Annotated in this window: 22 protein-coding genes; 19 read left to right on the forward strand and 3 right to left on the reverse strand. The window is 55.3% G+C overall.

Features of this window, described 5'->3' with window-relative positions:
• Positions 1 to 10 precede the first annotated feature (10 nt).
• The 4 genes from NSU18_RS30905 to NSU18_RS30920 all read left to right on the forward strand — a co-directional run bounded on the left by NSU18_RS30905 (position 11) and on the right by NSU18_RS30920 (position 5,929).
• Complete coding sequence (locus tag NSU18_RS30905) at positions 11 to 835, forward strand: purine-nucleoside phosphorylase (protein WP_209984262.1); 825 nt, start codon at positions 11 to 13, stop codon at positions 833 to 835.
• Between the two features lie 57 nt (positions 836 to 892).
• A complete protein-coding gene (locus tag NSU18_RS30910; protein WP_341150876.1) occupies positions 893 to 1,756 on the forward strand; it encodes a purine-nucleoside phosphorylase in 864 nt (287 codons plus the stop codon).
• Complete coding sequence (locus tag NSU18_RS30915) at positions 1,756 to 3,087, forward strand: pyrimidine-nucleoside phosphorylase (RefSeq protein WP_341018193.1); 1,332 nt, start codon at positions 1,756 to 1,758, stop codon at positions 3,085 to 3,087. The genes NSU18_RS30910 and NSU18_RS30915 overlap by 1 nt, the downstream gene beginning before the upstream one ends.
• Positions 3,088 to 3,343: 256 nt before the next feature.
• The gene (locus tag NSU18_RS30920) at positions 3,344 to 5,929 is read left to right on the forward strand and encodes a hypothetical protein (protein WP_341150877.1); all 2,586 of its coding nucleotides are present in this window, start codon (positions 3,344 to 3,346) and stop codon (positions 5,927 to 5,929) included.
• Between the two features lie 118 nt (positions 5,930 to 6,047).
• Here NSU18_RS30920 and NSU18_RS30925 read toward each other — a convergent pair whose 3' ends face one another.
• On the reverse strand, positions 6,048 to 7,097 hold the full coding sequence (locus NSU18_RS30925) for a serine hydrolase domain-containing protein (protein WP_341150878.1): 1,050 nt from the start codon (positions 7,095 to 7,097) through the stop codon (positions 6,048 to 6,050).
• A 246-nt stretch (positions 7,098 to 7,343) separates the two neighbouring features.
• On the opposite strand from NSU18_RS30925, the gene NSU18_RS30930 reads away from it, so the two are divergent.
• The 12 genes from NSU18_RS30930 (at position 7,344) to NSU18_RS30985 (ending at position 22,643) form a co-directional block, all read left to right on the forward strand.
• Entirely contained in the window at positions 7,344 to 8,294 is a 951-nt protein-coding gene (locus tag NSU18_RS30930) for a DUF1177 domain-containing protein (protein WP_341150879.1), read from the forward strand.
• Between the two features lie 115 nt (positions 8,295 to 8,409).
• A complete protein-coding gene (locus NSU18_RS30935; protein ID WP_341150880.1) occupies positions 8,410 to 9,078 on the forward strand; it encodes an AroM family protein in 669 nt (222 codons plus the stop codon).
• A 17-nt stretch (positions 9,079 to 9,095) separates the two neighbouring features.
• Complete coding sequence (locus NSU18_RS30940) at positions 9,096 to 10,040, forward strand: aminopeptidase (protein WP_341150881.1); 945 nt, start codon at positions 9,096 to 9,098, stop codon at positions 10,038 to 10,040.
• Positions 10,041 to 10,221: 181 nt separating this feature from the next.
• Complete coding sequence (locus NSU18_RS30945) at positions 10,222 to 10,893, forward strand: aspartate/glutamate racemase family protein (protein WP_341150882.1); 672 nt, start codon at positions 10,222 to 10,224, stop codon at positions 10,891 to 10,893.
• A gap of 1,060 nt (positions 10,894 to 11,953) precedes the next feature.
• Positions 11,954 to 13,480 carry a PucR family transcriptional regulator gene (locus NSU18_RS30950; RefSeq protein WP_341150883.1) on the forward strand — a complete coding sequence of 509 codons (1,527 nt, stop codon included), beginning with the start codon at positions 11,954 to 11,956 and terminating at the stop codon, positions 13,478 to 13,480.
• A 241-nt stretch (positions 13,481 to 13,721) separates the two neighbouring features.
• Positions 13,722 to 14,732, forward strand: coding sequence for an ABC transporter permease (locus NSU18_RS30955; protein WP_341018202.1), 1,011 nt, complete (start codon positions 13,722 to 13,724; stop codon positions 14,730 to 14,732).
• A 30-nt stretch (positions 14,733 to 14,762) separates the two neighbouring features.
• Positions 14,763 to 15,659 carry an ABC transporter permease gene (locus NSU18_RS30960; protein ID WP_445321834.1) on the forward strand — a complete coding sequence of 299 codons (897 nt, stop codon included), beginning with the start codon at positions 14,763 to 14,765 and terminating at the stop codon, positions 15,657 to 15,659.
• Between the two features lie 145 nt (positions 15,660 to 15,804).
• A complete protein-coding gene (locus tag NSU18_RS30965; protein ID WP_341018203.1) occupies positions 15,805 to 17,406 on the forward strand; it encodes an ABC transporter substrate-binding protein in 1,602 nt (533 codons plus the stop codon).
• 107 nt (positions 17,407 to 17,513) lie between these two features.
• Positions 17,514 to 18,794 carry a M20 family metallopeptidase gene (locus tag NSU18_RS30970; protein WP_341150884.1) on the forward strand — a complete coding sequence of 427 codons (1,281 nt, stop codon included), beginning with the start codon at positions 17,514 to 17,516 and terminating at the stop codon, positions 18,792 to 18,794.
• A 110-nt stretch (positions 18,795 to 18,904) separates the two neighbouring features.
• Complete coding sequence (locus tag NSU18_RS30975) at positions 18,905 to 19,882, forward strand: ABC transporter ATP-binding protein (protein WP_341150885.1); 978 nt, start codon at positions 18,905 to 18,907, stop codon at positions 19,880 to 19,882.
• Entirely contained in the window at positions 19,879 to 20,841 is a 963-nt protein-coding gene (locus NSU18_RS30980) for an ABC transporter ATP-binding protein (RefSeq protein ID WP_341150886.1), read from the forward strand. Before NSU18_RS30975 ends, NSU18_RS30980 begins: the two co-directional genes overlap by 4 nt.
• 608 nt (positions 20,842 to 21,449) lie before the next feature.
• Positions 21,450 to 22,643 (forward strand): IS256 family transposase, encoded by a 1,194-nt coding sequence (locus NSU18_RS30985; protein ID WP_341149456.1) that lies wholly within the window; start codon positions 21,450 to 21,452, stop codon positions 22,641 to 22,643.
• 329 nt (positions 22,644 to 22,972) lie between these two features.
• On the opposite strand, the gene NSU18_RS30990 is transcribed toward NSU18_RS30985, so the two are convergent.
• Both NSU18_RS30990 and NSU18_RS30995 read right to left on the reverse strand, forming a co-directional pair.
• Positions 22,973 to 23,905 (reverse strand): IS3 family transposase, encoded by a 933-nt coding sequence (locus NSU18_RS30990; protein ID WP_341150887.1) that lies wholly within the window; start codon positions 23,903 to 23,905, stop codon positions 22,973 to 22,975.
• 5 nt (positions 23,906 to 23,910) lie between these two features.
• Positions 23,911 to 24,225 carry a helix-turn-helix domain-containing protein gene (locus NSU18_RS30995; RefSeq protein ID WP_341147862.1) on the reverse strand — a complete coding sequence of 105 codons (315 nt, stop codon included), beginning with the start codon at positions 24,223 to 24,225 and terminating at the stop codon, positions 23,911 to 23,913.
• Positions 24,226 to 24,294: 69 nt separating this feature from the next.
• Between NSU18_RS30995 and NSU18_RS31000 the strand changes: the two genes are divergently transcribed.
• The 3 genes from NSU18_RS31000 to NSU18_RS31010 all read left to right on the forward strand — a co-directional run bounded on the left by NSU18_RS31000 (position 24,295) and on the right by NSU18_RS31010 (position 26,299).
• Positions 24,295 to 24,591: a hypothetical protein gene (locus tag NSU18_RS31000; protein ID WP_341150888.1), complete on the forward strand. Its 297-nt coding sequence runs from the start codon at positions 24,295 to 24,297 to the stop codon at positions 24,589 to 24,591.
• Positions 24,592 to 24,787: 196 nt separating this feature from the next.
• Positions 24,788 to 25,798 carry an acyltransferase family protein gene (locus tag NSU18_RS31005; RefSeq protein WP_341018210.1) on the forward strand — a complete coding sequence of 337 codons (1,011 nt, stop codon included), beginning with the start codon at positions 24,788 to 24,790 and terminating at the stop codon, positions 25,796 to 25,798.
• Between the two features lie 75 nt (positions 25,799 to 25,873).
• Entirely contained in the window at positions 25,874 to 26,299 is a 426-nt protein-coding gene (locus NSU18_RS31010; RefSeq protein ID WP_341018211.1) for a hypothetical protein, read from the forward strand.
• Positions 26,300 to 26,342: the final 43 nt, after the last annotated feature.

Consider the following 26,342-nt stretch of genomic DNA (forward strand, 5'->3'; position numbering starts at 1 on the left):
AGTGTAACCCATGACCACCGTAACCTCAAGCAAAATTCAAGAAGCAGCCGTATATATCAAAGATAAATGCACCGTCGCCCCCGAAATCGGGCTGATCCTGGGCTCCGGCCTCGGCGTTCTGGCCGATCTGATCACAGATGAAGTTGTTATTCCTTATCATGAGATTCCTCATTTCCCGGTGTCCACGGTAGAAGGACATGAAGGCGAGCTGCTGATCGGCATGATCGAAGGCCGCCGCGTGGTCATGATGAAGGGCCGCTTCCACATGTATGAAGGCTACGGCCCGGAGGTTACAGCCTTCCCGGTACGGGTGATGAAGGAGCTGGGCGTAACCAGCCTGCTGGTCACCAACGCTGCCGGTGGCGTTAACACTGAATACACACCGGGCGATCTCATGCTGATCACGGACCATCTGAACCTGACCGGACGCAACCCGCTGAGCGGACCGAATGATAATGCGCTGGGCGTACGGTTCCCGGATATGTCCTCGGCGTACAGCCCGCGTCTGATTGCCGCTGCCAAGGAAGCTGCCGCAGCTCTGAACTTCGAGTTCAAGGAAGGCGTATACGCCGGTCTGCTCGGACCGAACTATGAGACCCCTGCCGAGATCGTCATGCTGCGCCGCCAGGGAGCAGATGCCGTAGGTATGTCGACTGTATCTGAGACCATCGTTGCCCGTCATGCCGGGATTGAAGTGCTGGGCATTTCCTGTATCACCAACATGGCCGCCGGTATTCTGCCGCAGCCGCTGAATCATGCAGAGGTGATGGAGACCGCTGAACGTGTGCGCGAGCAGTTCCTGAAGCTTGTGCTTGCTTTTATTCCCAAAATGTAGGTACTGCTTCACATACGCGTTATTCTATACACAACTCATATCCGGGAGGATCAACCTATGACAACACCAACAACAGTCCCATACGGCACTCAAGTGAATGAAGCAGCTGCTTATATTCAGTCCAAATTCGGCGGTTATACACCGGCTATCGGCCTTATTCTGGGTTCAGGTCTTGGCGACCTGGGCGATCAGATTGAAGATGCCGTCTACCTGCCATATGAAGAAATTCCGCATTTCCCCCATTCAACGGTGGAAGGTCATGCCGGACGGTTCGTAATCGGTAAGCTGGAAGGCAAGGATGTTATGATTATGCAGGGCCGTTTTCACTACTATGAAGGTTATGAGATGCGCAAGGTAGTTCTTCCGGTCTATGTAATGGCTAAGCTGGGCATCGGCACCCTTGTCATTACCAACGCTGGCGGCGGAATGAACAGAGCGTTCAAGGCAGGCGACCTGATGCTGATTACCGACCACCTCAATATGACCGGCGACAATCCGCTGATCGGACCAAATGATCCGGAGCTCGGCGTAAGATTCCCTGATATGTCCAGTGCTTATGACCCTGAATATATTCAGCTTGCGAAAAAGCTTGCAGGCGGAGTTACAGGTGTGGACGGTGAAGCGCTTGTTCTGCAGGAAGGCGTATATGCCGGCATCAGCGGCCCGACTTATGAGACCCCGGCTGAGCTGAAAATGCTGGCTTATCTCGGCGGCGATGCCGTGGGTATGTCCACTGTGCCGGAGGTTATCGTAGCCAGCCACAGCAAGCTGCGCGTGCTCGGCATTACCTGTATCACAGACATGGCTATCGGCGATGAGCTGGAGCCGCTCACCCATGAGCAGGTGGTAAAAGTGGCGAACCTGACCAAGCCTAAATTCATTGGACTGGTGCGTGCCTTCGTCCGTGAGGTACAGGTCTGATGCGTGCCGTTGATCTCATTCAGAAAAAGAGAGACGGCGGTGAACTCAGCCGCGAAGAAATAGCGTTCCTTATTCAGGGCTACAGCAAGGGAGAGATCCCGGATTATCAGATTTCCGCTTGGGCAATGGCTGTGTATTTCCGCGGAATGAACGCGCGGGAGACCGGCGACCTGACCCTGGAGATGGCGATGTCCGGCGACCAGGTAGACCTTAGCCCGATTGCAGGTATCAAGGTGGACAAGCATTCTACCGGAGGCGTGGGCGACAAGACGACGGTTGTGCTTGCACCGCTGGTCGCAGCGGCCGGAGTTCCGGTAGCCAAAATGTCCGGGCGCGGCCTGGGCCACACCGGAGGCACACTGGATAAGCTGGAGTCGATTACAGGCTTCTCGGTGGAGATGGACCGGGAACGGTTTTTCGCCCAGGTGGGCGAGATCGGCGCAGCTGTGATCGGCCAATCCGGCAACATCACGCCGGCAGACAAGAAGCTGTACGCTCTGCGTGATGTAACGGCCACAGTGGAATCCATTCCGCTGATCGCCAGCTCCGTTATGAGCAAGAAGATTGCCGCAGGTGCGGACGCCATCGTGCTGGATGTGAAGACCGGCAGCGGGGCGTTCATGAAGACGCTTGACGATTCCATTGCACTCGCCCAGGCGATGGTAGATATCGGCACTCACCTTGGCCGCAACACGGTAGCGGTCATCAGCGACATGGATCAGCCGCTGGGCTTCGGCATCGGCAATGCTCTGGAGATCAAGGAGGGCATCGAGACCTTGAACGGCCACGGGCCGAAGGATCTGCAGGAGGTCTGCCTGATCCTGGGCAGCCAGATGCTCGTACTTGGCGGCAAGGCGAAGGATGAAGAAGAAGCACGCTCCATGCTGCTGTCCCATATCAAGGACGGCAGTGCGCTGAATAAGTTCAAGCAGATGGTGTCGGCTCAGGGCGGCGATGCTTCGCAGATTGATTCTCCTGACACCTTGCCCGCTGCCCGCAGATTCATCGAAGTCAAGGCTGCGGCCGCAGGCTATGTGGAGAGCATCCAGGCTGAAGAGATTGGGGTGGCCGCGATGCTGCTTGGTGCCGGACGCGAGACGAAGGAGTCCGTGATCGATCTGGCGGTCGGCATTCAGCTCTCGCTGAAGGTCGGCGACGCCGTGGCCGCAGGCGATACGCTGGCTGTGCTGCACGTGAACGATGCCAGCGAGAGCAAGGTGCAGGAAGCCGAAGCCAAGGTCCTTGAGGCTTATCGCATCTCCGCCCAGCCGGTTCCGCCGCAGCCGCTGGTTTTTGCGCTGGTGACCAAGGATGGGGTAACGCGTTACTAGCCGGAACGGAGTACACTCTGGAAAACTGCATTAATATAAACAAGCCGTACGAATCAGCAGATTGCTGGCGTACGGCTTGTTTTATTTTTGTAACAATCCGGCTAACCAACTGATTATTGGGGTCAACAGCATACGCAGTTGAGTTTGTTATGAATATGATAGACCACATACTATTTTATTAGCGGATTCATATAGAAAGGAAGAGATAGATTCTAGAGGAATTGAGCAGCTAGTATCTAGAGTAGGAGGGCGGATAATGGCGGTATGGAATACGGGGCCTATTGAGAATAATGCTGTTAGCGGCTCAAGACCCACGGTATCAACAACTGTAATCATCGTGAATGAAAGTGCCACTCAAAGCGTTGTAGTCTTAACTCAGGGGTACAATCTCAGTGGAACCAGAGCATTATTTGTCTTGAGCCAGGATGAGATTCTGCCGGGTACGGTGTTGTCGAAGAATTATTATAGTAATCTTAATTCCTTTGAGTTTGTATTTACAGTCACTGGCGGAGCAGTAGATCATACAGATATTTCTGTATGGGGCAAAGGAAGTACAGGACAGTTAACCACACCTCATCGTTTAGTCTCTGCAGAATTATTAGGCTCAACTGGAGCAGTTGGTGCTACAGGGGCTACGGGAGCGACTGGTGTAACTGGAGTTACGGGTGTAGCAGGAGGAACCGGGGCAACTGGAGTTACGGGAGTAACTGGAGCTACCGGGGTAACCGGGGTAACGAGAGCAACCGGAGCAACGGGGAATACGGGAACAATCGGAGCGACTGGAGTCACTGGGCTAATTGGGCTAACTGGAGTTACGGGTACCACGGGTGCAACAGGGGCAACCGGTATCACTGGAGTCACGGGAGCAACAGGTGAGACTGGGACCACGGGTACGACGGGAGCCACGGGGTCAACTGGGACAACAGGGGTCACAGGAACAACGGGGAATACGGGAGCTACTGGGGCAACAGGAGCAACGGGCGAGAACGGGACCACGGGTGCTACAGGGGGCACAGGTGCAACGGGGATTACGGGAACAACCGGGGCAACAGGAGTTACGGGAGCAACGGGCGAGACCGGAATCACGGGTATGACAGGGACAACAGGAGCGACAGGAGCTACGGGAACAACCGGGGCGACAGGGGACACAGGTGCCACGGGCGAGACTGGGACCACGGGTACGACAGGGACAACTGGGATCACAGGAACAACGGGGAATACGGGAGCCACTGGGGCAACAGGAGTTACGGGAACAACGGGCGAGACTGGGACCTCGGGTACGACAGGGACAACAGGAGCGACAGGAGCTACGGGAACAACCGGGGCGACAGGGGGCACAGGTGCCACGGGCGAGACTGGGACCACGGGTACGACAGGGACAACAGGGACCACGGGAACAACAGGAACAACGGGAGCCACCGGGGCAACTGGAGTTACGGGAGCCACGGGCGAGACCGGAATCACGGGTATGACAGGGACAACAGGAGCGACAGGAGCTACGGGAACAACCGGGGCGACAGGGGTCACAGGTGCAACGGGGATTACGGGAACCACCGGGGTAACTGGAGTCACGGGAGTAACAGGCGAGACCGGGGCAACAGGGGTCACAGGAACGACGGGAATAACGGGAGGAACCGGTGCAACCGGGGTTACAGGAATAACGGGAGGAACCGGAGGAACAGGAGTTACGGGAGTAACAGGCGAGACCGGGATTACGGGTACGACAGGGACAACAGGGATCACAGGAACAACGGGGAATACGGGAGCCACTGGGGCAACAGGAGTTACGGGAACAACGGGCGAGACCGGGACCACGGGAACAACAGGAACAACGGGAGCCACCGGGGCAACTGGAGTTACGGGAGCAACGGGCGAGACCGGAATCACGGGTATGACAGGGACAACAGGAGCGACAGGAGCTACGGGAACAACCGGGGCGACAGGGGGCACAGGAACGACGGGAATAACGGGAGGAACCGGTGCAACCGGGGTTACAGGAATAACGGGAGGAACCGGGGGAACAGGAGTTACGGGAGTAACAGGCGAGACCGGGATTACGGGTACGACAGGAATAACAGGTGCAACCGGAGCCACGGGAGCCACTGGGGCAACAGGGGTCACAGGAACAACGGGGACTACGGGGGCAACTGGAGTTACAGGAGCAACGGGAGAGACCGGAGCTACTGGTGTAACGGGAACAACAGGAGTCACTGGAGTTACGGGAACAACCGGAGCAACAGGAGTGACCGGAGTGACGGGAGCAACCGGGATAACGGGGACAACCGGGGCAACAGGAGTGACGGGAACCACCGGGACAACAGGTGTCACAGGTACAACGGGGACTACAGGAACCACCGGGGCAACGGGGATCACAGGTACAACAGGAGCAACAGGAGCAACCGGGGTCACAGGAACAACTGGAGCAACCGGAGCCACAGGTGCGCCTACTCTGGCATTTTCCAATACACCTGGTTCGATAGCAGTCTATCCGCCACTGAATACAGAAGTCGTTGCCGTTACGGTGAATCAGGCTGAAGTCCTCTCCCAGCAGCTGAAAATTGATTATGCTATATCGGTGGAAGCTGTTACATCTTCCAACTGGTCAATTGTTGCTGAGCTGCGAATCTACCGCGGTGCTACATTGATTTCTACAAGAACCCTTAACCGTAGCGGAAATGCGTCGGGAACTCAACGTTTTCCTATTGCGGACACTTATGTTGATACAGCTCCGGCTACAGCTTCTGTAACCTATCAAGTTCGTGCAATTGTTACCACGGATACCAATATAACCTCAGTAACAGTTATCAATCGAAATCTGAATATTATTACGTTCACACCCTAATCTACACCATTCAGCAGATTAAAAGTAAAGAGCCTTAGCCCAGAAATTGAGCTAAGGCTATAAGTGCATCTGAGGATAGTTAAATCTTGCTCCTTACCTGCTAAACGGGAAAATACCGCTACCCCACCGGCAGATAGTCCTCCATAACAGACATCATCGCGTAAGCCCCGTTGCTCTTGTTGCAGAGTGCAGTAATCGTTAGGCCACGTTCGGGATAGTAGGCGGAATGGAAGCTGATCCCGGGATCGTAGCCCATGATATGGTACTTCAGGATCTTTTCGCTGCGGCCGATCTGTATCCACACGCCATAACCGTAATAGCTATCCTTCTGCTCATGCATATGCGGTGTCAGCAATAGAGCCGTGGTCTCTGCCTGCAACAGCTTGTGTTCAAGCAAGCCGCTCCACAGCTTATGCATATCCGCCGCCGTAACAAATGCCCCTCCGTCCCCGCCCCCGACCACCGGAATGGAGTAGATGTTGCTGGTCTTTTTCCCGTTGGCGCTGTCGATGTATCCCTGAGCAGTGTTGGCCGGAAGCGCATCTAGCGCGAAATAACCGGAATCCTTCATCCCGCAAGTGCGAAAAATATGCTGTTCTACATATTCCGTGAACGGCTGTCCGCTAACGGCTTCTACAAGCAGAGCAAGCATGATATATCCTGCATTGTTATAGTGAAAACGCCCGCCTGGGGCGAATTTCATAGGAAGCCTGGCGAACAGAGGGAGGAAATCTCCGGGCCGCCTCAGCATGTACATCGGGGTATCCTTCCACAGTTCCGCGAAATCCTCCATCTCCTCTTCATCGAAATAATCCGGTATGCCTGAGCTGTGAGTCAATAGCTGATGCACCGTGACCACTGGGTCGAACAATGGGAATTCCTGCTTCGGCAGGATGTCCAGTATTTTATCGTCATAAGAAAATAGTCCCTGCTCTGCGAGCTGACAGACGGCAATGGCGGTAAATAGCTTGCTGCCGGAAGCGATGGCGAAGCGGGTATGGATCTGATTGAGCCGTACGTCCCCCATATTAGCCAATCCAAAAGCTGCGGCTGCAAGGACTTGCTCCCGTTCCGCCACTTGTGCGACCCCTGAGAACGCTCTCAGCCGAGCCTCTTCACTGATGATTTGGGCCAGCTTGTCCGTGTTAATCTGATGTGCAGGCTTCACCCTATGAAGCACCTCCTGTCTGAAAATATGCATCATTACCCTGTTACAATTCGCTGCTTGGGAGAATTCACCTTTATTTATATGGCATTAAGCTGTAAGAGTGTACTCCGCGCGTAAGGTTTATCTGCAAAGGACAAGAAATGCTGTTCCAGTTTGGCAGGGCGGTACATTGTGGACATTTTGGAAGATGGGATAGTATAAATTCAAACATGACAAACATGAGCATGCATCCGGGGAGGAATTAGAATGGCACTTCATCAAACGATTACAGTCTTGAACGCACTGGACAGCGCTTATGTTAATGGTAAGCAGGTCAAGCAGTTATTTGCAGAATATCCTGCGGTTAAGGTTGAGATTCAGAAGGTGGACGGGGAAAAGGGCAGCACAGAATTCGTCAAAATTACGATCCCGGGCAGCGAAGGAAAGTTTGGCGGCGGATCTGCCCCAACGTTCGGTATTGTCGGCAGACTGGGTGGTATCGGGGCACGCCCGAGCCGGATTGGCCTGGTCTCAGATGCAGATGGAGCGGTAGCAGCGATTGCTTCTGCGCTGAAGCTGGCAGACATGCAGGCCAAAGGGGATGTGCTGCTGGGGGATGTGCTGGTGACCACTCATATTTGCCCGGATGCTCCGACCCTGCCGCACGAGCCGGTGGATTTCATGGATTCTCCTGTGGATATTCTGCAGATGAATGAGCATGAAGTGCTGCCGGAGATGGAAGCGGTTCTATCGATTGATACGACCAAAGGCAACCGTGTGGTTAATCACAAAGGGATTGCCATCTCGCCGACGGTCAAGGAAGGCTATATTCTGCGGGTCAGCGAGGATTTGCTGCGGATCAAGGAGATGACGACAGGGCAATATCCGGTTACTTTTCCGGTGACGACTCAGGATATTACCCCTTACGGCAACGGGCTGTATCATATCAATTCCATTCTTCAGCCTGCGGTGGCTACCTCTGCTCCGGTGGTGGGCCTCGCGATTACTGCCCAGTCTATGGTTCCGGGCTGCGGTACTGGTGCCAGTCATGAGGTGGATATTGCCCAGGCGGTGCGGTTCGCCATCGAGACGGCCAAGGAAGTAACACAGGGGACATGCTCTTTCTACAACAAAGCGGAGTTTGCCAAAATCACTGAGCTGTACGGCTCCATGAACGTGCTGCAGACACTTGGTAAACCTGCAGTCACCTCTCACTAACAGGATAACAGATGTACATGTACAGTCAGGCGCTGAGCTTTCTTCAGCGCCTGCTCTGTTAGCACAGGTTAGCACAGCGTGGCTGCTGTAACCAATAGCGTCTGGAGGGATAAGGATGAAGAATATCGGGCTGATTACAATTGGGCAAGCGCCCAGGCAGGATGTCGCGCCTATCATTGAGAAATATCTTGAATGCAAGGCGGGACTGGTACAATCCGGGGTCTTGGACGGCTTCACGGCTGAACAGGTTAAGGAATATTACAGTCCGGCCCCGGGGGAGTATGTGCTGACCACCCGTATGACAGACGGGTCTGCTGCGGTAATCTCCCGGGAGCGGATACAGACCGTTCTGCAAGGGAAGATTGATGCTATGGAAGCTGCTGGGATTCGGACGATCCTGCTGGCTTGCACGGGAGTTTTTCCGGGGCTGCATACATCTGCTGCCCATCTGATTGAGCCGGACCGGATTATTCCACCGGTCGTGCAGGCGATGCTGGACGGGCGCCGTCTGGGATTGATTGGCCCTTTGCCCGAGCAGGAGGGCGCAATGATTGAGAAATTCGCAGGAGCCGGAGCACGGCTGCCGTTCACAGCGGCTTCACCTTATACGGGGACGGAAGCGGATTTTCGTGCCGCAGCAGAGCGTCTGCGGGATCATGCGGATGTGATAGTGCTTGACTGTATGGGATATGTGGAGCAGCATAGACAGTGGGCAGCCTCCGCAGGAGTGCCTGCCGTGCTGTCCAATGCCCTGATGGGCAAGCTAATAGCAGAAATGGTGTAATTCGGGAGGAAATGAAGATGAGTGAAGCAAGAATAGCAATTAGTATGAACGTTCTTAAGGATTGTCTCGGGGTTGCCAGCGGAGAACTGCTGGCCGTAGTAGCTGATGATGATAAGCGTGATCTGGCTGAGTCGGTCTATGAGGCAGGCAAGCGGCTGGGAGCGGAATCGATGCTGCTGGTCATGCAGCCGCGGAGCAGATCGGGGGAAGAACCTCCGGCTCCGGTTGCCGAAGCTATGGCTAAGGCGGATGTAGCCGTATGCATCACAACCCATTCGATGACACATACAGCGGCGCGCAAGCAGGCAGCCGCAGCGGGAACCCGGGTAGCGACCATGCCGGGAATCACCGATGATATGTTCAGCAACGGGGCGATCACTGCGGATTATGGGCAGGTGAAGGCACTGACTGAGCAGGTTGCTGCGCTGTTGTCTGCGGGCAGCCGGGTGCGTGTAGAGAAGGAAGGTCTGGTTCTTAGTTTCTCTATTGACGGCCGGGATGGTATTCTCAGCACCGGATTATATCTTAATCCGGGAGAATCAGGCAACCTGCCCTCCGGTGAAGCTTATATTGCGCCGCTGGAAGGCACAGCCAGCGGCCAGATTAAGGTGGATGGTTCAGTTGCAGGGATCGGTGCCTTGGACGGCCCGATGGTGCTGACAGTGGAAGATGGACGGCTGATCCATGCAGATGGGGAGCATGGCGGCAAGCTGCTGGACATGCTTGGCAATGGCGATGGCCGGCTGCTCGGCGAATTCGGCATCGGGACCAACAACAAGGCCCGGATTACTGGTGTGGTGCTGGAGGATGAGAAGGTATACGGGACGATCCATGTGGCTTTTGGCAGCAATAATACATTCGGCGGAGTTGTGGCGGCTGGCGTACATATTGATGCTGTAGTCATGAAGCCGGATGTGTATATTGATGATAAGCTGATTATGCAGGCTGGGGAATTGCTGTAAGCGGAATGGAACCTGCTGAACGCAAGATTGAGCAGGCTGCATCACAGATTTGGACGGGTGGTGCAATCGCTGCTGTAGTGAACCTTTGGATTTCCGGTTGCTATTGCTGTTTACGGCTGAAATAGGGTGGCTGGTTATGTTTTTGCAGCATCTAAATCAGAGCGGATGAGGAGGAGACAGGATGCTTGGAATCATACGTGTTATTACATTGCAGGAGAACTCTGCAATTCAGTTACATGGGGCTCTAATTGAGCGGCGGTACGGTCTGCCGGTGATAAGCCGCTGTATCCCGGATCAGCCTCAGGGTGTGTATGATGCGCAGACAGAGGCGGAATCCATTCCGAAGATTATCACGCTTGCCCAGGAGCTGGAGCAGCAGGGTTGCACGGCAATCGGCATCAGCTGTGCTGCTGATCCGGCCTTGGCAGAAGCCAGGGCAGTGGTGAATGTTCCTGTGCTGGGAGCAGGCTCCTGCGCAGCTCATATGGCTATGGCGTACAGCAACCGGGTGGGCGTGCTGACGATTCTGGAAGAGGTGCCGCCGCACATCCGCAGCATTCTCGGCGATGCCTACATCGGCATGGATCGCCCCGACGGCGTAACAACTACGCTGGATCTGGGCACGCCTGCCGGACGGGCTGGTGCGATGGCCGGTGCCGCCCGGCTCGTGGAGCGCGGCGCCGAAGTCCTGGTGCTGGCGTGCACCGGCTTCGCCACCATCGGGCTGGCGTCGGAGCTGGAAGAACGGCTGGGCATCCGCGCGTTCGATCCGATTCTCTGCCTCGGTGCGGCTGCCGCTGCATCAGCCTCTGGTGCAGGAGCTTCTGCTGCGGGAGATGTGCGTCGCTCGTAGTTGGCCTTGTGTTGGACGGTTTCGCAATTTGCTGAAACTCGCTGTTGCTCTAAGTGTGGGGCAGACTAAGTGTGTAGGCGATGTGCGGCAAATAATGCGTGAAAATCAATGTGTGGCAAATTAATAGCTGATCTCTTCCAAGCGTTCCTCCTGGCTCAGGCCAGGGGGGCGCTTATTTATGGTTAGGGGGTTGGAGGAGCAGAAGTGCACCTGAATTCGGCGTATGCGGGCAATGGGAGCGAATGAGGAGCACAAGTGCCCCTGAATTGGGCAGATTGACTATGAGGGGAGTATTGGCGGGGGAGAGCTTTGGGGAAGGAGGAGAGTGGGGCGGCGTGGAAGAGTAACTTTTGAGTAACATTTGGCATTTCATGTGTTCAGTGAATGGGAGGGGAAACAAATTAGGGAACAGTTAGTTAAAGATCTGTTGAATCGTTGTGGTTGCTGTGCTGAATAGAACAGTTAGTGAGGAGAGTAACGAGGTGAATTATAGTTGGTCAGGTACATAGGGAGTATGATGCAGCGCTATAGAATGGGAAATAGCCAGAAGGTGTAGAGTACTAAATTGGTTAGAGCACTTAGCCATAGGTAACATATCTGCATACATCTGCCGCTTGCAATCAAAGGGATAAATCCCTCTGAATCCGGCGAAACACGCCCGCTGCTGGTAATCAAAGGGATAAATCCCTCCGAATCCGGCGAAACGCGCCCGCTGCGCATAATTAAAGGGATAAATCCCTCTGACCCGCCTCCCTACCTCCCTACCTCCCTACCTCCCTACCTCCCTCTCTCACCCTCTTCCCATTTGCCGCCCCTATCTCTGTCCCTAGCGCTACTAACCCCTTCCCCCTGAAACCGCTCTCGTCGTATTCACCCCCCCTCCAATTTATTCCTAATGCGTGTTCACACCGAAAATATCGCCAACTGGATATGATTTTCCTGTGGCTCGGCGGGAATCTCTGATAAACTAGCGGGAACGCAAAAAGTGGCTGGCGGCAGAGATGTGGCATATTTTAGGAAAAATCATGAAATACTGAAGACAGGAGAGGGAGGCGGAAGGGTGAATACACGAGGAATTACGCTGCGGGAGCTAATGGAGCTCTCGGTGCTAGGGAAAGCGAAGGTCATCAGCGGGGAGCAGGGGCTGGACCGGGTGGTCCGGTTCGTGGATATTATGGAGGTCCCGGATCTGAAAGGCTGGATCAGCGAAGGGGTGATGCTGCTGACAACGGCCTATTCGATCCGGCATGATCCTTCGCTGCTGACCGAGGTGATCTACACGCTCGACAATCTGGGTGCAGCGGCGCTGGCGATTAAGCCGGCCCGCTTCCTGAAGGAGATCCCACAGGGAGCCATCGAGGCCAGCAATGCCTGCGGTCTGCCGATTGTGGAGATCCCGCCCGAGATTCCGTACACGGATATCACGCAGCCGGTGATGGAGCTGCTGCTGGGGCGGCAGGCAATGCTGCTGCGCCGGGCGGAGGAGGTCTACCGCACGCTGACCACCATGGTGCTGGAGAACAGCGGCATTCAGGCGGTCAGCGACAGTGTGGCGGAGTTCCTGAAGGCTCCGGTAGCACTCGTGGATACGGAGCGGAAGATTATTGTATCCTCACCGGCAGACTATGACTGGGTGCAGAGCGCCGCACCGCTGAGCTGGAACATCCATGTGGACCGCAGGACGGTTGCCCGGCTGCTCGTCCACAAGGAGCGGCTCGATGATATGGAAGAGGTGGGCATAGAGCAGGCCCGGCTTGTTTTTGCCCTTGAACTGATGCGCCGTAAGGTAGCTGAAGATACGGAATTCCGGCTGCGCGGCAACTTCATCGATGAGCTGCTGACCCCGCCGCTGCCGTCTAGACATGAAGTCCAGCGGCGGGCCCGCCAGCTTGGGATGAACCCGGAGCACAAGTGGGAGGTGGCCGTCATTGAAGGGGAGACGGCGCCGAGCGAGGATACAGTGAACCGGCTGCTGGAGCGGGAGGCGAAGAAGCGCGGCGTCATGCCGCACGCAGAGTACCGTTCGAGCCGGGCGGTGCTGTTCCTGCCTACACAGGAGGGGCGCAGGTTCACGCCGGGCGGTGACGCAGAGGAGCCGTGGGAGAAGACGCTGGGCGGCTGGCTGCAGGATAAGAACGAAGGCTTAAGCAGCTACCGCTGCGGTATCGGCACCTCGGAATATTTGTGGGACATCCACACCAGCTATAACGAGGCGCGCAAAGCGCTGTCCATCTCCAGAAGGCTGGGACAAGGCCCCGGCGGGATCACCCGCTATGAAGAGATGGAGGTCTATCATCTGCTGGAGGGGCTTGGCGGTCCGGGATTCGAGCGGCTGTTCGAGCGCAAGCTGGGCAAGCTGCTGCAATACGACCAGGAGCATGACAGCAATATGCTGCTGACCTTCTATCATTATCTGGAGTGCCGGGGCAGTCTGATTGAGACGGCGAACAGCCTCTATATCCACCGTAACTCCGTCAAGTACCGGCTGGAGCGGATTCGGGATATCACCGGCTTCGATCTGAATGATCCGCGCGAGCAGTTCGTCTGTCATTTATGCCTGATTTACTACTACCTCCAGGAAAAATAGGGCGCTTTGGAAGATTTCTGGAATGTTGTGTGAGTAAATCTAACATTCATGGTCCTTGATAGTGCACAACCGACAAACGGTTGTGCATTTTTTTAGCTGAACGGGACGTAGAGTGACTGTGAAAATCTATGTAGAATTAGCTCAACACTTTAATAAGACAAAGCATACACGCATTACCTGACATGAGAGAAGAATTCCGTAACAGAGGCACAGCAGTCGAAGTCGTAAGGGGGTTGATTCATTGTTTGCTTATACATTAAAAAGACTTCTGCAGATGATTCCAGCCTTGCTCGGCATTATCGTCATCACCTTCATTCTATCGAGAGTGCTGCCGGGCGATCCTGCGATTATGCTGGCCGGAGAGCAGGCTCCAGAGGAGATTGTGAACAAGATCCGCCAGGATATGGGGCTGGACAAGCCGCTGTATATCCAGTTCTTCGCTTACATCGGGCAGCTGCTGCAAGGCGATATCGGCTATGCCTATCACACCGGACATTCGGTCGCAAGTGATCTGGCCTCACGCTTCCCGGCTACGATTGAGCTGACCCTGGCCAGCATCCTGATTGCCGTTCTAATCGCCATTCCGGTAGGCATTATCGCCGCGACTCGCAAGGAGTCGATTCTGGATCATATCTCCCGCGTGTTCTCCCTGATAGGTGCTTGTGTGCCAATCTTCTGGCTCGGATTGATGTTCATCTATATCTTCTACTCCATTCTGGGCTGGGCACCGGCGCCGATGGGCCGGATCAGCGGGGATCTCAACCCGCCGGTGCATATCACCGGGCTGTACGTACTGGACAGTCTGCTCTCCGCAGATACCGCCGCACTCAAAAGCAGTCTCGCGCATCTGCTGCTTCCGGCCATCTGCCTCAGTACCGGCACGATGGCGATCATCGCCCGGATGACCCGCTCCAGCATGCTGGAGGTGGTCGATCAGGACTTCGTCCGCACCGCCCGGGCCAAGGGGCTGCGGGAATCGGCCGTCATCTACAAGCACGCGCTGGTCAATGCGCTGATCCCTACGCTAACGGTGCTCGGACTCCAGTTCGGCTTCCTGATGGGCGGCGCGGTCATCACGGAGACCATCTTCTCCTGGCCGGGAATCGGCGGCTATGTCACCGACTCCATCCTGGCGGCGGATTACGCGCCGATCCAGGCGTTCACCCTGGTCAGTGCCGTGCTCTACTGCGGAATTAACCTGGCGGTCGACCTGATCTACGGGTTCATTGATCCGAGAATCCGCTATGAATAGAACAGCTTGTGTGAGAGGAGGAGATTGCTTGTGAGCACTGCAGCACATTCAGCACAGGGCAGCCCGGCGAAGCCCGCACAGGCTAAGCCCCGGACCCTATTATCTCTGCTGCTGCACAACCGCCTGGCGGCCATAGGGCTGACCTTCATCCTGATCTGGACTATGGTAGCCATCTTCGCCCCCTGGCTGGCTCCGCATGATCCGTTCGTCACGGACATGGCGAACAAGCTGCAGCCGCCCTCCGGTAGTCACTGGTTCGGAACCGACAACTTCGGCCGGGATATTCTCAGCCGGGTGCTGTACGGCGCGCGGATCAGCATCTGGACCGGCCTGATCGCGGTCTCGATCTCCTTCCTGATCGGGATGCCGCTGGGCGGGATTGCCGCTTACTATGGCGGCCGGACCGGAACCATCATCATGCGGGTCATGGATGTATTGCTGTCCTTCCCGTCTCTGGTCTTGTCAATGGCGATTGCCGCCTCGATCGGCGCCGGACTCAGCAGCGCAATGATCGCTGTCGGCATTGTCGGCATTCCCGAATTCGCCCGGCTGATGTTCGGCCAGACGGTCTCGCTGCGGGAGAAGGAGTATATCGAAGCCAGCAGGGCCATTGGAGTGAAAGATAGAGTCATTCTGTACCGCCACATTCTGCCGAATGCCTTGGCTCCGCTAATGGTACAGGCTACGCTCGGGATGGGCTTCGCCATCCTGACCGCGTCCAGTCTCAGCTTCCTGGGGCTGGGGGTCAGACCCCCGGTTGCCGAATGGGGCGCGATGATCTCCGAAGGCCGGGAATATATCATTTCCGGGCAGTGGTGGCTGGTTACTTTTCCAGGCCTCGGCATTGCTACTTCCATCTTAGGCTTCAACTTACTCGGAGACGGCTTCCGGGATGTGCTAGACCCGCGGTTGCGTTCGGGGAAATGAGGCGTAGCAGGGAATCCCCCAAGGCTGCCCCATCCCCGATAAAGATAGATAGATTAATGTCAGCTGGAACGTAGGGTGGCAGACAATCATCAGCAGCACAAGTAGTTGTTTTGCAGGCAGGATATAGAAAAGGGAGGAATTACCGATGAAAAAAGTTAAACTGTTGTCCACACTCGTCGCTTTTTCAATCATGCTTGCCGGCTGCGCCAGCAGTGCCAATCCGCAGACCCCTGCTGCCACTTCGGCAGGAACAGATACGGCAGCAACCGCAGCGCCGGTCAAAAAGAACCTGACGGTAGCCTATTCCGAGGGCGGCACCACGCTCGACCCGGCGGAAGCCAACGATCTGACCTCCGATACGCTTGTGCTGGCCGCTTATGATCAGCTGGTCACCTACGGCATCAAGACCGAGAATGGCGCCAGCATCGCCAATACCGAAGATATCAAGCCCATGCTCGCAGAGAGCTGGGAAGTGAATGCTGACAACACGGTGTATACGTTCAAGCTGAAATCCGGCGTGAGCTTCCAGAGCGGCAATCCGGTGGATGCCGAGGCGGTGGCGTATTCTTTTGAACGTGTGGCGAAGTCTAGCTCTGGCAGCTTCCTCTACGGCATGGCCTCCATCAAGACGGTGACAGTAAAAGATCCTTCGACCGTTGAAGTGACCCTGACGAATGCCAACCATAACTTCCTGCAGATTCTGGCGATGTACACCTTCTCCATCGTGGACCAGAAGACGGTAGAAGCACAGGGTGCAGATTACCTGAAGACGAATGCCGCCGGTTCCGGCCCGTTCAAGCTTACGAAGTGGGACCCGGCTACTGAAGCTGTATTCACCGCTAATGATAGCTACTGGCAGGGTGCGCCAAGCCTCGGCAAGGTAACTCTGAAGTTCACCAAGGAAGCCTCGAACCGCGTGCTGCTGCTGGGTAAGGGCGATGTAGACATGGCGATTGAGATTCCTCCGAAGGATGTATCCACGCTGGAGAGCAATTCGGCGCTGACGGTCGCTTCCAATGCGAGTAACCGGATTCTGTTCTTCGCCATGAACAACAAGATCAAGCCGTTCGATAATGTAAAAGTCCGTCAGGCGATCAACTATGCGATTCCTTACGATCAGCTGCTGAGCGGGGTCATGTACGGCCAGGCCAAGCAGATGAAGAGTGCGGTAGCGAGCAACACCCCAGGCTTCACTGATGCAGGCTATGTGTATGAGTACAACCTGGACAAGGCTAAGGCGCTGCTGAAGGAAGCAGGCTACGAGAAAGGCTTTGACTTCGACTTCACGCTGGGCTCCGGCTTCGATGACTGGGAAGATGATGCAGTCCTGATCCAGGCTGAGTTGGCCAAAATCGGAGTCAACATGAAGATCAACAAGCTGGCCCGTGCCCAGTTCCTAGAGCAGCAGAAGACCAATAATCTGACCTCTTATATCTCTAAATGGACTTCATTCGTCAATGATCCTGGCTACCATCTTGGCTTCCTGCTGTACGGCAAGGGCTCTTCCAACTATATCAACTACCAGAATGCTGAAGTAGACAAGCTGTGGGAGCAGGCGAACCTGGAGACAGATACGGCGAAGCGTACAGAGCTCTACAAGCAGGCTCAGGAGATCATCACGACAGAAGCACCTTGGGCGTATCTCTACGAATATAACCGCATTGTCGGTATGAGCAACAAGATCAGCGGCTACGCCTTCTACCCGGATGAAGTGATCCGTTTCTATCCGCTGTCGATTACAGAATAAGCAGGTTTGGCTAAAAGAGAGCGGACAAGCCCTGGGCTTCGTCCCTCTTCTTGTCACAAATTCAAGCGGTCCCCGGAGAGGGGAGCACAAAGGAGAATTCGTAACCCATGACGGACTGGAAAAGCAAGGTACTGGAGGCCATTGATGCCGGGCAGGAGGAGCTGCTTGCGCTGTGCTCTGAGCTGATCCGATTCCCTTCGGAGAATCCGCCGGGAGATTCGCGGGAGATCAGCGCTTATATTATTAGTTATCTGAAGGAAGCCGGGATCGATACTTCGATCTATCCGGCGACTGAAACCATGTTCAATCTGGTGTCCACCCTGGGCGCAGGAGCAGAGGAGCGCACCGGCAAAAAGCTGATCTACTGCGGACATACCGATGTCGTTCCGGCCGGGGACCGTTCGCGCTGGGACTTTGATCCCTTCTGCGGCGATATTGTGGACGGCTATCTGCTGGGCAGAGGCGCTTCGGATATGAAAGCGGGGCTGGCCGGGTTAATCTACGTCACTGCACTGCTGTCGAAGCTGGGCGTCCCGCTGCAAGGGGATCTGTCCCTTCTGATCGTGCCCGATGAAGAAACGGGCGGTCATCTCGGAGTTCCCTGGGTGCTGGAGCGCGGCCTGATTACCGGAACCGCTGCGGTGATTGCCGAGCCTTCCGGCCCGCTGAACCCGACCATCGGGCAAAAGGGCAGCTGCTGGTTCGAATTCACCGTCGAAGGCACACCGGGTCACGGCAGCCTGTCGCCAGTGGTTGGAGACAGCGCCATTGTGAAGGCCGCCAAAGGGATTGAAGCCTTACAGCGCCTGTGGGACATTAAGGTCGAGGTGCCTGAGGAAGTCCGGGAGATTATCCGCATCTCGCAGGAGTATGTGAAGGGCAGCGAAGAAAGAGATTCCCTTGCCTATCAGGTATTCGACCATGTGACGGTCAACATCGGAACGATTCAGGGCGGAACCAAGGTGAACGTAGTGGCAGACCGCTGCACGATTCAGGTCGATTCCCGTGTACCGTTCGGGGTAGACTACCGGGATGTGCTGGACCGTGCCCGCTCCCTGCTGCTAGAAGCCGGCATTGAATCCGAGGTCAAGGGCTTCGGCTTCCAGGGCAATGCGAACTGGACCCCGAGTGAGGAGCCGGTGGTCAAGGATCTGGTGGAGAGTATCTGTGAGGTGAGCGGGGAAGAAGCCTACGGCGTGCTGCAATGGGCCTCCAGCGATGCGCGCCATTTCCGTACTCATAATATTCCGGTGCTGCAATACGGCCCGGCTGAGCTGTCAACCATTCATAATTTCAACGAAAAGGCGCCCGTCTGGCAGATTATCCAATGTGCGAAGGTGTATGCCTTGACGGCGCTTAAATATCTGGGAGTGGAAGAAGAGCAATAAGAAGAGGAATAAGATGAGGAATAATTAGTTGGGGCCCCCGCAAAGTACCTGAGTAATCATCGAAGCAAAACATCACTTTGTGGGGAGTTTTTTGGGGGGGAGATGCAATCATGACAGAACTGCTGGAGGTATCAGGGCTATGCACCGAGTTCCAGACAGCGGCGGGCACAATCCGTGCGGTGGACGGTATCAGTCTGTCAGTGCGCAAGGGAGAGACGCTGGGCATTGTCGGAGAATCCGGCTGCGGCAAAAGCATCACCTCACTCTCCATCATGCAGCTGCTGCCTAAGCGGATCAGCCGGATTGCTTCCGGCCACATCCGCTTTGAAGGTAAGGATATGCTGGAGATGTCGGTAAAAGAGGTACGGAGCATCCGGGGGAACCGGATTGCGATGATTTTTCAGGAGCCGATGACCTCGCTGAATCCGGTGTTCAAGATCGGGCGCCAGATCTCCGAATCTGCCCGGTATCATTTGAAGCTAAGCAAGAAGGAGGCGGATGCCCGGGCGGTGGAGATGCTGCGCAAGGTGGGGATTCCCCGCCCGGAGAAGATTGCCCAGCAGTATGCCCATCAGCTCTCCGGCGGGATGCGGCAGCGGGTGATGATTGCCATGGCGATGGTCTGTAATCCACAATTGCTCATAGCCGATGAGCCCACGACAGCGCTGGATGTGACCATTCAGGCCCAGATCCTTGATCTGATGCGGGATCTGCAAAAGAATGAGGGCATGTCGATCCTGATGATCACGCATGATCTGGGAGTCGTTGCCGAGATGTGTGACCGGGTCGTTATCATGTACGCGGGTCAGATTGTCGAGGAGACGGACGTGGCTACCCTGTACAGCCAGCCGCTGCATCCGTATACGCAAGGGCTGCTGGCTTCCCTGCCCCAGCTGGCGGGGGATGAGGACCGCCTCAGCTCGATTCCGGGCCAGGTGCCGAATCCGGCCAGCCTGCCGCCCGGCTGCCGGTTCGCGCCGCGTTGTCCTGTAGCGGTGGACCGCTGCCGGGAGCAGCTCCCGGAGCTGCTTGAAGTGCAGCCGGGTCATACATGCCGCTGTATCCTGCAGCAGGAGGGGGTTCTATGACCACATTACTGGAAGTACGCAATCTGAAGAAGCATTATCCGATCCGCAAAGGCTTCTTCTCCAAGCAGGTCGGTGCGGTCAAAGCCGTTGACGGCATTACCTTATCCGTTGAGCAGGGAGAGACGCTGGCGGTGGTCGGAGAATCCGGCTGCGGGAAGTCGACCACCGGACGGGCCATTCTGCGGCTGATTGAGCCGACAGAAGGCGAGATTATGTTCGCCGGCACCGATGTGCGCAGCCTGAATACGGAGCAGCTCCGCAAGTTCCGTACCGATATGCAAATGGTGTTCCAGGACCCTTATGCTTCGCTCGACCCCCGCTGGACTGTCCAGCGCATTCTGGAGGAACCGCTCCGTACCGACGGCTCGGCTCCCGCCGGCGAGCTGCGAGGCAGGGTCGAGCAACTGATGGAGGTGGTGGGCCTGTCCCCCTATCAGGCCCATCGTTTTCCCCATGAATTCTCCGGCGGCCAGCGGCAGCGGATCGGGATTGCCCGCGCGCTTGCGCTGAATCCGAAGTTCATTGTCTGTGATGAGCCGGTGTCGGCACTGGATGTCTCGATCCAGGCCCAGGTGCTGAATCTGATGCAGGATCTGCAGGAGCAATACGGCCTTACTTATATGTTCATTTCGCATGACCTGTCGGTTGTGAAGTTCATCAGCGACCGGGTGGCCGTCATGTACCTGGGACGGGTTGTCGAGCTGGCGCCGACAAAGGCACTCTTCGCGAAGCCGCTGCATCCGTATACGCAGGCGCTGATGTCTGCCGTTCCGGTGCCGGATCCGGGCTTGAAGAAGCAGCGCATCGTCCTGACCGGGGATGTTCCGAACCCGGAGACACCGCCCACGGGTTGTGCCTTCCACCCCCGCTGTCCGCATGCGATGGACCGCTGCAAGTCGGAAGCGCCCGTGCTGCGGGAGCTGGATTCGGGCCATCAGGTGGCCTGTCATTTGTATTAAGTAATATTATGGGCCATCCGGCAGCGGGTGGCCCTTTGCTTTTGCTGGATGCGGAAAACAGTATACATTAGGCTCGACGCAGCCATGTGGGCCGAATGTATGCGGAAAACAGCATACATTAGGCTCGACGCAGCCATGTGGGCCGAATGTATGCGGAAAACAGCATACATTAGGCTCGACGCAGCCATGTGGGCCGAATGTATGCGGAAAACAGCATACATTCGAAAAACCGATTACATTCGCCCCTGCGGAGGCGCGCGGTCCAAATGTAATCGAAAAACCGATTACATTCGGCCCTGCGGAGGCGCATGGTCCAAATGTAATCGAAAAACCGATTACATTCGCCCCTGCGGAGGCGCGTGGTCCAAATGTAATCGAAAAACCGATTACATTCGGCCCTGCGGAGACGCGTGGTCCAAATGTAATCGAAAAACCGATTACATTCGGCCCTGCGGAGGCGCATGGTCCAAATGTAATCGAAAAACCGATTACATTCGGCCCTGCGGATGGCGTAAAGTAAGTTGTGTACCAAGATTTGGAGTCTAGTCAGACACCAAAAAAGTAGGGTATCCTCGGGATTGCGAAACCACCAAGGAGGAACCCTACCAATGAATATTTTACCCGAAAGTTCTCTGAATAATCTATTTGAAAAACTTGTTAAAGATTTTGTGAAAGACAACATGGAACGCCTGTTGCGCGCCGAAATCCAGGGGTTTATGGAGAGTGAAGAAGCCGGTGCCAGCAATAGTCGCAATGGCTACTATACGCGAGACTTACACACGAAATACGGCCATATCGAGGATCTTCAGGTGCCCCGGGACCGCCAAAGCCTTTTCCAGACGCAGATGTTTGAGCCGTACCAGCGGCGGGACGGATGGTTAGAAGAGGCCGTCATCCAAATGTACAAATCGGGCATGGGTACGCGGGATGTGGCCCGGTTCATTGAAAGTATGTTTGGCAGCCACTACTCCCCCACCACGGTCAGCAATATTACGGCTACGGTGCTAGACGATATCCACCAGTGGCAGAAACGGCCCCTGAGCAAACGGTACTCCGTAATCTACTTGGATGGGCTGTACGTGAAGCTGAAACGGGGCACGGTTCGTGGCGAAGTGGTCTACTTTGCGATGGGGATTGACGAGGAGGGACAGCGTCAAATTCTCGGGTTTTACGTGGGCGGCCAAGAGAGTTCGAATGGCTGGCGGGAGGTACTCAAAGACCTGTACGACCGCGGAGCGCAGGAAGTCCTGCTGGGTGTGTTTGACGGACTACCGGGGCTGGATGCGGCGTTTAAAGAGACCTATCCTCAGGCAGATGTACAGCATTGCGTAGTGCACAAAGTGCGGGCCACGTTCCCTAAAATCCGGATGGAGCACAAAACTGATGTCCTTGAAGCGTTGAAAACCGTATATACCGCACCGGATGAAGTGGTAGCCCGGGCTAACTTTGATACGGTCAAAGCGAAGTGGAACAAGCTATATCCGAAGGAAATGAGGTCCTGGGAGGAACAGTTATCCACACTCCTGACGTTCTACAAGTATCCGGAATCGATCCGTAAAGCGATCTACACGTCGAACCCCATCGAACGGATGAACAAGGAAATCCGCAAGCGTCTGAAACCGATGAACAGTCTGACGAACATGGATGCGGCAGAGAAAATCGTGTACCTGGAGATGCTGGAATACAATGAACGTCATGCAGGGCGGGTCGCCCAAGGCTTTGGCATGGATGCCGTTAAAAAGAAGCTAAAAGAGCTATTCGAAACACGCTATCCCTCTTTGCCCACACCGGAAGAGACATAGCAGAGAAATCCAGTTTCTGGGGGTCGGGGTTCCCCCTCCCCCCAGAAACACTACACCCCAACCCGTAACCCCGGGGAGGTACTTCTACTCTCTTACACAAACTTCTTGACGCTACCGCCCTGCGGAGGCGTGCGGTCCAAATGTAATCGAAAAACCGATTACATTCGCCCCTGCGGAGGCGTGCGGTCCAAATGTAATCGAAAAACCGATTACATTCGGCCCTGCGGAGGCGCGCGGTCCAAATGTAATCGAAAAACCGATTACATCGGTGCGACCCCCTTATCCCGGAGTCCTCCGTATCAAATCGGTACTTGTCGTAGCTATGCTCTTTATTTCGCTTTTTCTCTCGGCCAGAAGAAGCGGGAGCGGTCTTCTAGAGTCAGGACCCACTCCGCAAAGGTAGCTGGCGGCATGTTCCGAAGGCTCGTATGCATTCTGCGATTGTTGTAAAAGTCCATGTACCGGTCCACGGCTTCATAGGCCTCTTCGAAGGTGTCGAAGGCCTCTTTTCGGAACAAATCCCGGTCGATATTGCTGTGGAACGATTCAATAAAAGCATTTAAATCTGGCGTTCGAGGCGGAATGCGTTCATGGGTCATTTCCCAGCTTTCACACATGTCGCCAAACAGGTGGCTGACGAACTGTGGGCCGTTGTCGGTGCGGATCACCGGGCGTGCGCTGCCAGGGGCGCAGTGTTGCTCCATGGGGCGTCCCAGCGTCTGGCAGGCGTGCTTGGCCTCACATGACGCTCCGCGGTGGTAGCCGACGATGACACGGGTAAACACATCGATAATGCTCAGGACAAAGAAATGCCGGTCCCGGCCCGCCACGTACCCATACTTAATGTCCATCTGCCAGAGCTGGCCTGCTCCGGTAATGACCCGGTTCTCCGGCAGCTTCCGGGGATGCTTAAAGCGTTTGTGGCGCTGCGGCTGCAGGATATCCAGCGCCTGGCACAGCCGGTAGCTTTTCTTGTGATTGAGCCTCAGCCCGCGCTGGTTCCACAAGCACTTGGCCAGCAGTTTGTATCCGTACACATGCTCTTCTCCAGCGATTAATTCCAGCAGCCATTCCTGGATTTCCTCGTCGCTAATCTTCTCTCCAGACTCGGTCAGGGAGTAGCCGGGTACGGGTCTTCCGCGTCCCTGAGGTACGGCCTGTGCCTCCTGCTTCTTGCGTTTCTTACGGTCGTAATACGTAGACTCTGCGAGCCCCACGAGACGGAGTACCAACGCTGCGGTATTCCCCTGCTTAATGAACATGTCGGCTACCTCGATTTTTTCGGATAAGCAGGGGTTGGCTTTTTTAGCAGTTCACGCAGAATTTCGATCTCTAGCTCCTTTTCGCCGAGGATCCTGACCGCCTTCTCGTATTTCTGCTCCACGTCCAGGAGGCGCTTCAATTCCTCCACCTGCTCCTGGGGATACGGATGCTCTTGTTCCCCATGGGCTTCGCGGTAATCTCTCACCCACTGATTCACCGTCGATGGGGTCACCCCATACTTTCGGGCAACCACCGCTGCCTTAATGCCAGACAACACCTCTTGCGCGGCTTTCTCTCTTGTTCCTGTTAAGTGTCCCATACCGTTCATCCTCCTCCTGTTTCTAGTCTACATTTTTGTGGGGGAGGACTCCAACTTCTTTAGGGGGCTGTGGAGACATTCGGCCCTGCGGAGGCGCATGGTCCAAATGTAATCGAAAAACCGATTACATTCGGCCCTGTGGAGGCGTGCGGTCCAAATGTAATCGAAAAACCGATTACATTCGCCCCTGCGGAGGCGCATGGTCCAAATGTAATCGAAAAACCGATTACATTCGCCCCTGCGGAGGCGCGCGGTCCAAATGTAATCGAAAAACCGATTACATTCGGCAGCCCGCCTCCATCTTCCCCTCACCCTACCAGCCGCCTTTTCTGCCCGCTACGTCACTGGCAACACCGTAGACTTTAGCCCTATGATAAGCTAGTTTGGGACAGCATCCCCCGTCTAGGCAGAATGACTTATTTTTACAGAGTCTGCTCCGTTGTTAAGGGAATAACCTTTCAGAAATAACACTGAAATATTTCACAGAAGTTTGAAAATAAAAACAAACCCTTTTATAATTACTTTAAATTACAACTGTTATGGGAGGAGATGGGAGAAGACAGTGAATAAACCACGCGAATTATGGATTGATGCCGCCAAGGGATTCAGTATTATTTTTGTCGTTATGGGCCACTCGGGCGATGCGGCAGCGAATCATTATTTGTCCTGGTTCCGGATGCCTTTGTTCTTCATGCTTAGCGGGCTGCTGTTTAAGCCGATCGAATCCGGACGTTATCTGCGCTGGGCAGTGAAGCGGACACGGGGGCTGATGACTCCTTATTTTGCCTACGGGCTCCTGATTGCCGCAGTGCTGCTGCTGTTCAACCTGAATCTTAAGGGGTTCGCAGAGAATGTGGCGAGGCTGCTGTACGGGGGATTGTCGCTTACCGGTCCTTACGGGGTGTTCTGGTTCATCACCTGCCTGCTGTTCACCCAGCTGCTGTTCGGATATATCGTCCGTTATTCCCGCAGTATCCAATTACTAATAATCGCCTCTGCTTACCTCCTCTCTCATGTAATCTCGCTGACCTCGCTCAAGAACTTCAACCTTCCCTGGAATATAGATGTGTCGCTGCTTGCCATCACTTACTATGCCATTGGCTTCTACGGTAAAAAGGTGATCCCTGCGCTGATCCGCCGCTATTGGGCGCTCCCGGTGCTGCTCCCGTTATGCGGCCTTGTGCTGCTGCTGGAACGGAGGGGGGTTATTCAATACAGCTTGAATATGAAGTACAAGGAATATACCTCACTCGTGCTGGATCTCGCGGTTCCGCTGCTGGTCTCTTTGACCATTTGCGCCGGGGTGTACCGGCTGGTGCAGCTTGTTCCGCTGGATTGGATGGGCAGCCTGGGGCGCAACTCTATTGCGATCATGTACTTGCATCTGCCGCTGAATTACAGCCTGAAATATCTGCTTGGCGCGGATTACGGGCTAATCCCCTTTACGCTGATCGGGGTAGGTGTGCCGCTGCTCGTGGCCATGTGGGCTGTGCGCTCTCCGGTGCTCTCCAGACTCTATCTCGGGCATAAGGGCGGGAGCCGTCCGGCAGTGAACTCTAGCAACGCACGCTAACGCGCGGACGGGTGCACAAGCTCTTTTTCATATTTTACATATACTTTAGTAGAATATGAAAAGGAGTGATACCCTTTGGCCAAAATACTGTTGGATTATAACGCATCCGTAGTTACACCTATTACTAACGGGGTTTCCATACCCGTCCCTGTTTCTCCGGCAGGTATACAGATTGCAGGAACATCGGTTCATATCGATCCCGCAGTTCCAGGACATTTTCCCAATAAGGTTGAACTGAAAGCCACCATCGGCGTGGATGTTACTCTGGATACTCCTAATGTGCTGGTCCGCATCTGGCGGGCAGGCACCGAAATATTCTATGCTCGGGTAGAGCTTGAAGAGAATTACAATGACGACGGTATTATTTCGCTGCATATGGTAGATATCAACGTCCCGGCCGGTGTGCAGAACTATCAGCTGATTGTGGAGAATCAGGATGTTGACGCCATTGCTACAGTGGTGGGACCTGTTATTTTCAGCGCATTGGCTATCGGCGGATAGGCCATTCTTAGCGCCATGGAAAAGAGGCTTTCTCAAGTATCTG

It is taken from the genome of Paenibacillus sp. FSL H8-0048 (assembly GCF_038002825.1).
Taxonomy (GTDB): Bacteria; Bacillota; Bacilli; order Paenibacillales; family Paenibacillaceae; genus Paenibacillus_AQ.